Consider the following 7561-nt stretch of genomic DNA (forward strand, 5'->3'; position numbering starts at 1 on the left):
AACCAGCCGATGTATAGGCGGTTGTTGGTGCTGGTGATCCACTCGCAAAACCGATCCCATACGTTGGCGCTGCTGCGCTGTTGTAAGGTTGCTGTCATGTTTTTATGATTGCTGTTGTTTATGTATGTTTTAGGTGTTTCCACTTGTTGTTACATATCTTAAACATAATATTGAGTTTTGTAAAGCATTTTGAGAAATATTTTTTTATTGTTTTGGGCGAAAACTCTGTTACTAGCTCTCTATAAAGGTTTTAGCGTTTATATTTATGTTTCATTTCCTTGGAAAAATATTTACAATTAAGCGAGAGCATTTAATATCTATGCCAATTGTTAACTTTCCTACCGTTACCTACAGCCCTGCTTATACAATCGTCCCAACTTACGAGTGCTTCAATCGCTGTAGCTATTGCAACTTTCGCACAGACCCCGGTAAAAGCCTCTGGCTGACGTTATCAGCAGCAGAAAATATTTTAACAAGGCTGCAAAATGAGAAAGTTTGTGAAATTCTGATTCTTAGTGGTGAAGTGCATCCCAACTCGCCGCAACGTCAGGCGTGGTTTCAGCGGATTTATGATTTGTGTGAATTAGCATTGGCGATGGGGTTTTTACCGCATACCAATGCTGGTATTTTGAGCTTTGCAGAGATGCAAAAGCTGAAAAATGTAAACGTTTCAATGGGTTTGATGTTGGAGCAATTAACGCCAGCATTGTTAAACACTGTACATCGTCACGCACCAAGTAAAATACCAGAACTGAGGCTGCAACAATTACAATGGGCAGGAGAGTTGCAGATTCCTTTTACCACGGGTTTGCTCTTGGGAATTGGAGAAACCGAGGATGATAGGTGGAAAACATTAGAAGCGATCGCTAATATTCATCAAAACCACCATCACATTCAAGAAGTCATTTTGCAACCTCACAGCCCAGGAAATCAGCAAACCTTTGACGCACCACAATTTGACCCTTATCAGTTACCGAGAGTCATTGCTAAAGCACGTCAAATTCTACCGCCAGATATTACAATTCAAATTCCGCCAAATTTAGTTAAAGATGAGCAATGGTTGCTTGCTTGTATGAAAGCTGGTGCTAGAGATTTAGGCGGAATAAGCCCCAAAGATGAAGTGAATCCTGATTATCCTCATCTACAAGAGCAGACATTAAGAAAAATTTTACAGCCTGCGGGATGGGAATTAGTACCGCGTTTACCTGTGTATCCACAGTTTGATGGTTGGTTGTCGGGAGAATTGCAAGCTGTAGTGCGACAGTGGAGAGAATTTGTAATTACAAATCAATGAGGATGATTGATTTGATGAGCTTTTTAACCCTGTTGATGTTTTGATTGAGCTAATTTTTAGATATTGAATTACCGCCTCTACACTCGCACTTGTAACAACAACTAAAATTAAAGCGATCGCTTACGTACCTCCCAGAAGACAGAGCTTGCACCCCAAACCCTGTTGTAAAATAGACATAATAGAAGGATTCGGAGGGCCAGTTAACTGGTCGAAACGCCTATAGAAACTATTTTCGGTAATCTCCAAGGTTTAAAGTCCAGCCAGCTAAAACACCTACAGCGGCTGTACCACCAGCGTATTCCAGGCGATCGCATCACAACGCCTGAATTTTCCCAGCGTCTGGCTGCCATTAGCACAGAAATTAATCAACCTGTGTGTGCCTATCTCAACCGTCGTGGACAAGTGATTCGTGTTGGGGTAGGTACACCGCGTCAGACGCAAATTCCACCGCTAGAACTGCCTCGTTATGGTGCAGAACGTCTCAGCGGGATTCGCTGTATTGCCACCCATCTTAAGTCAGAACCACCAAATGAAGTAGCTCTGACCGCTATGGCAATGCAACGTCTAGACGCGTTGGTTATGCTGAACATCACTGGAACAGGATTTACACGGCGTGGTGGTGGTGCTACAGGTTATGTCAAAGAAGCTTATTTAGCTCATTTAGTATCAGACACTAAACCACTAGTAGCAGTTCAACACTCAGCGCTCAAAACTCAAGACGCAGCACTATATTTCAGCATATCGTCGCCGATGAGCTTAGATATGTTGGCAGAACAAGACTTCATCGATTTGGTAGAAGGGTTAGAAGAAGAATTCCAGCGGGAATTCATCGCCGAAGAAGTAGATGCTGACCACGATCGCGTGCTAATTGTGGGAGTAATGACTGAAAGGTTAACTCTCCAGCAATTCCATGACACCTTAGCCGAATTGGGACGACTAGTTGATACTGCTGGCGGTGATGTACTACAGACATTACAACAAAAGCGATCGCGCATTCATCCTCAGACAGTAATTGGTGAAGGTAAGGTGCAAGAAGTCGCCTTAACCGCCCAGACCCTGGGATGTAATCTCGTTGTCTTCGACCGTGACCTTTCACCAGCCCAAGTCCGCAACTTAGAAGCTCAAATTGGCGTTCGGGTAGTTGACCGCACCGAAGTTATTTTGGATATCTTTGCCCAACGCGCTCAATCTCGTGCGGGTAAATTACAAGTAGAACTCGCGCAGTTAGAATATATGCTGCCGCGACTGACTGGTAGAGGTCGGGCAATGTCCCGATTGGGTGGTGGTATTGGTACTCGCGGCCCTGGTGAAACCAAACTAGAAACTGAACGCCGGGCTATTCAACGCCGGATTTCCCGACTGCAACAAGAAGTCAACCAGTTGCAAGCTCATCGTTCGCGCTTACGGCAAAGGCGACAACATCAGGAAGTTCCCTCAGTTGCTTTGGTTGGTTACACCAACGCAGGTAAATCTACTTTACTTAATGCCCTGACTAATGCTGAAGTATATACAGCTGACCAGCTATTTGCCACCCTTGACCCTACGACACGTCGCTTGGTAATTCCACAGGCTGAAACTGATGAACTCCAAGAAATTCTGATTACAGATACAGTAGGGTTTATCCATGAACTACCTGCATCCTTAATGGATGCCTTCCGCGCCACTTTGGAAGAAGTCACAGAAGCTGATGCTTTACTGCATTTAGTGGATTTGTCTCATCCTGCTTGGTTGAGTCACATTCGCTCAGTGCGAGAAATCCTCGCCGCAATGCCCGTGACTCCTGGCCCTGCATTGGTTGCTTTTAACAAAATCGACCAAGTAGACAGCGAGACACTAACCATAGCTCAAGAAGAGTTTCCTTTAGCTGTGTTCATTTCAGCAAGTGAACGTTTGGGGCTAGAAACTTTACGCCAGCGTCTTAGCCAATTGATTCAATACGCTGTTGACTCTAGGTAAATGCTTAGGTTTTTTAACTTACAACTAGCAACAACTCTTCTCACATAAAAAGTCGGAAGATATTTCTTCTAAATAAAGTCCGCTTAGACGGACTTTATTTATTCATCATTCTATAATGTGCCGAAAATTGATATGCTACAAACCAAGACTAGCTATATTGCGAACAATGCCTGCGCCTACTATCACTCCGAAGATCACTTCTTTTCCCTTGACCGCTGTAGTTGGTCAAGAAGCAATAAAATTAGCCTTGCTGTTAGCAGCGGTCGATCCTGGTTTAGGGGGAGTGGCGATCGCAGGTCGTCGCGGTACGGCAAAATCTGTAATGGCTCGTGCTATTCACGCCTTACTACCGCCGATTGAAGTTGTTCCAGGTTCAATTAGCAACTGCGACCCCAGTCGTCCCGATGAATGGGATGATCTACTGTTGGCAGAGTATGCCGATAAAGATATTCAGGATGTCCCGACAGAAATCATCCCTGCGCCTTTTGTCCAAATTCCTCTGGGTGTTACGGAAGACCGACTTTTAGGTTCTGTGGATGTAGAACAGTCGGTTAAGCAAGGAGATACAATCTTTCAGCCTGGGTTACTCGCTTCTGCTAATCGAGGTGTACTGTACGTAGATGAAATCAATTTATTAGATGAGCAGATATCAAATCAGCTGTTAACAGTATTATCCGAGGGTCGTAACCAAATTGAGCGGGAAGGAATTAGTTTTCAGCATCCTTGCAGATCCCTATTTATTGCTACCTATAACCCAGAAGAAGGCGCACTGCGAGAGCATTTACTCGATAGAATTGCGATCGCCCTCTCGGCTGATGGTGTACTCGGACTAGATCAAAGAGTCCAAGCAGTAGAACAAGCGATCGCCTTTTCCCAATCTCCCCAAGAATTTCTCCAACAGTACAGCGAAGATATCGACTCGCTAAGAACCCAAATTATCCTGGCGCGGGAATGGTTAAAGGAAGTCACTATCACCCACGACCAAATCGCCTACTTAGTTAATGAAGCCATTCGCGGTGGTGTCCAAGGACATCGCGCCGAGTTATTTGCTGTGCGCGTCGCCAAAGCCGCCGCCGCCTTAGAAGGACGCACAACCGTAAATGCCGAAGATTTACGCCGCGCTGTCGAACTGGTAATTGTACCACGGGCAACTGTTGTCCAGACACCGCCACCCGATCAACCACCACCACCGCCACCACCGCCCCAAAGTCAAGACGAGTCAGAACAAGACCAACAAGAGGAAGAACAAGACAAAGAAGATCAGCAAGAAGAACAAGAAGAACAAGAACCACCAAGCATCCCGGAAGAATTTATCTTTGACCCGGAAGGTGTGATTCTTGATGAAAGCGTGCTGTATTTTGCCCAAATGGCGCAACGTCAAGGCAAATCTGGTAGCCGTAGCATCATTTTCTCGGAAGACCGGGGACGTTATGTTAAGCCTATGTTACCCAAGGGTAAAGTCCGGCGTATTGCCGTAGATGCTACCCTCAGAGCCGCTGCACCCTATCAAAAAGCACGGCGCGAGCGACAGCCAAACAAAAAAGTGATTGTTGAGCAAGGTGATATTCGCTCGAAACGCTTGGTACGTAAAGCCGGAGCATTAGTAGTATTTGTGGTAGATGCTTCTGGCTCAATGGCTTTAAACCGGATGCAGTCAGCTAAAGGTGCAGTGATGCAACTGTTGACAGAAGCTTATCAAAACCGTGACCAAGTAGCGTTGATTCCCTTCCGGGGAGAACAGGCGGAAGTTTTATTACCCCCAACACGTTCTATTGCTTTGGCAAAGAACCGCCTGGAAAGATTACCTTGTGGTGGTGGTTCACCCTTAGCACATGGTTTAACTCAAGCTGTGCGCGTCGGTTTAAATGCTCGGATGAGTGGAGATATCGGTCAAGTTGTAGTTGTAGCGATAACTGATGGTCGGGGGAATATTCCCTTGTCCCGTTCTTTAGGTGAACCTCAAGAACCAGACCAAAAACCGGATATTAAAGGGGAATTGTTAGAAATTGCCGCCAGAGTCCGGGCTTTGGGAATGCAGCTATTGGTAATTGATACGGAAAGTAAATTTGTTTCCACAGGCTTTGCTAAAGAACTAGCGCAAACAGCCGGAGGTAAATATTATCATTTGCCGAAAGCTACTGATAAAGCTATCGCCGCCATGACAAGAGGTGCGATCGCTGATCTAAAATCACGATAGGTAGTCAATAGTTAACAGTCAACAGTCAACAGTCAGAAGGTGAAAGGACAAAATTTCACACTACCCTGCGGGAACGTCTGCTGTAGGATGCCCTTAGGGCTGTAAAGCGAACATACTTCATACTTTTAAAACCTATGGTTCAGTATTCTAATCAACCCCTAACCTTAGATGAGTTTCTCGCGCTTCCTGAAGGAGATATTAAATACGAATTTGTTAACGGTGAAGCTGTTCCTAAATATAAAGACGATGAAATGTCACCTAAATTTTTTTATGGTTCGACTACTGGTGCTTTATTCATAATATTGTCTGCGTGGGCAGAAGCAAAAGGAAGAGTTGTAATTGAGTGGGCAATTAAATTAACCCGAAATCAACAAGATTGGATGCCCATACCTGATTTGACTTATGTTTCTTATAACCTTCTTGCTGCTGATTGGTTGCAAGATGAAGCTTGCCCAGTTACACCCGAATTAGTTATTGAAATTATCTCACCCGGTCAAACTTTTGGAGACATGGCCGAAAAAGCTACAGATTATCTTAAAGCTGGTGTGTCTCGTGTTTGGGTAGTTGATACAAAAGCCAGAACTATCACTGTATTTGCAGCGTCTTCCTTTCCCATAACTTATCGAGATCATCAAATAATTACTGATGATGTGTTCCCAGAATTAGAAATTACTCCTAACGCCATCTTTCAACGTGCTGGCTTAAATCCCTAAAATTTATTTGAATAGTGAAGATTTTTAGTGATACTTACGGCAGGCTACGCCTACGCATCCCCAGACTCAAGCCAATTATAAACGATACTGAGCAATCAAGACCCTGTGGCTACTGCTTGAGGCTGCAAATAACACATCAAATCATTAATACCCTTTTGCAGATATCGTGTTACAGTCATCGGACTAGTGCCAATATTTTTAGCTGCATCTTTGCGTGACAGTTCTTTTAAAAATACCATCTCTACTGCCATACGAGGTTTTTCTTCCAACATATTAATAGCCCCTTGGAGTTGTTGGCGTTCTTCTTCTTGTTGTTGCATCACAGCAGAACGTGGACAAGGAAGCGCTTCACCTAAAGTAATTTGACAATCAACATAATGAACTGCTGTAGCATCCAAACTCAAAGGCATCCGATTTTGAGCCGCTAACTTGGTTTCTTGCCATTCTTGCACAGATACCTTCAGTTGCTTGGCAATTTCCGCATCCTTGGGAGGACGACCCAAAGACAAAGCCAATTCTTTACGAATTTTTTGCCCTTCGTTATACATTTCTTGCCAACGACGGGGAATTTTTAATAGAGTACTGCGATCGCGCAAGAAATGTAACATCTCACCGCGAATATATGGCACAGCAAAGGAACTAAAAGCATATCCTTGACTGGGATCAAATCGTTCAATCGCCCGAATTAAACCAAAATAACCAATTTGTTCTAAATCTTCATAAGGTTCATTACATTGATGGCTGAATTTATGAGCCATCTTCCGCACTAAGCCAGTATGTAACTGTACAAGTTGATTACGAAGTTTAATAGAGGGATTCTGGTGGTATAAGTGTAATAACTCTATCCCATCAATTCGCATAGAAGACTCAATTGCTGCCATATCAATTCCTTTGTATAAACTCCTTTTCCTGAAAAAATGGAGTTGCGTATATGTTCTTCAAAGCTGTAATTATTTTCCTTAGACCACGCTGAATAAACCATCGTCGTTTCACTGAACTTACTCCAGCGTCATCTCTCGCATTCAGTGTTTGTACGCATGATTTCTCTCCCTCTGTCGTTACCGCTAATTTTTGTTTTCCAGAGGAATTTACTTGCTAATTAATGTTTATTTTTTGCAACAAACTCTAGCTATTTCTGCTGAAGAATGCATGAATTACCCAATCGTTATTTGTCATACTGACCGAAACAAAGATTTACTATAGGACTAGTATTTGATTTCTGAAAAAGCTCCGTACATCTGGAGAGAGAGAAAATCAAAGGTAGTGTTTCGGAGAAACCACTCAAACATCCACTTTAAATGAGAGAATGTTGGAATTAAAGCGCAAAAACGTCTAACCCAGGTTTTTGCTTGTAACCAAATATCTTCTATAGGATTTTGGGATGGGCAGTTAGGAGCAAAG

The 7561-nt window shown here is 43.6% G+C and carries 5 protein-coding genes and 1 pseudogene; 4 read left to right on the forward strand and 2 right to left on the reverse strand.

Features of this window, described 5'->3' with window-relative positions:
* Nucleotides 1–319 precede the first annotated feature (319 nt).
* From cofG to IQ259_RS26325, 4 genes are all read left to right on the forward strand, one after another.
* Nucleotides 320–1294 carry a 7,8-didemethyl-8-hydroxy-5-deazariboflavin synthase subunit CofG gene (gene cofG / locus IQ259_RS26310; RefSeq protein WP_193888930.1) on the forward strand — a complete coding sequence of 325 codons (975 nt, stop codon included), beginning with the start codon at nt 320–322 and terminating at the stop codon, nt 1292–1294.
* Nucleotides 1295–1513: 219 nt separating this feature from the next.
* Nucleotides 1514–3250, forward strand: a complete 1737-nt coding sequence (gene hflX, locus IQ259_RS26315; RefSeq protein WP_193888934.1) for a GTPase HflX — start codon at nt 1514–1516, stop codon at nt 3248–3250.
* 166 nt (nt 3251–3416) lie between these two features.
* Complete coding sequence (bchD, locus tag IQ259_RS26320; RefSeq protein ID WP_193888931.1) at nt 3417–5447, forward strand: magnesium chelatase ATPase subunit D; 2031 nt, start codon at nt 3417–3419, stop codon at nt 5445–5447.
* 134 nt (nt 5448–5581) lie between these two features.
* Complete coding sequence (locus IQ259_RS26325) at nt 5582–6160, forward strand: Uma2 family endonuclease (protein ID WP_193888932.1); 579 nt, start codon at nt 5582–5584, stop codon at nt 6158–6160.
* A gap of 95 nt (nt 6161–6255) precedes the next feature.
* Here IQ259_RS26325 and IQ259_RS26330 read toward each other — a convergent pair whose 3' ends face one another.
* Entirely contained in the window at nt 6256–7041 is a 786-nt protein-coding gene (locus IQ259_RS26330) for an RNA polymerase sigma factor SigF (protein ID WP_193888933.1), read from the reverse strand.
* A gap of 324 nt (nt 7042–7365) precedes the next feature.
* Nucleotides 7366–7561, reverse strand: a pseudogene (locus tag IQ259_RS26335) (IS630 family transposase); the annotation flags it as partial.

The organism is Fortiea sp. LEGE XX443, from assembly GCF_015206815.1.
Lineage (GTDB): Bacteria > Cyanobacteriota > Cyanobacteriia > Cyanobacteriales > Nostocaceae > Nostoc_B.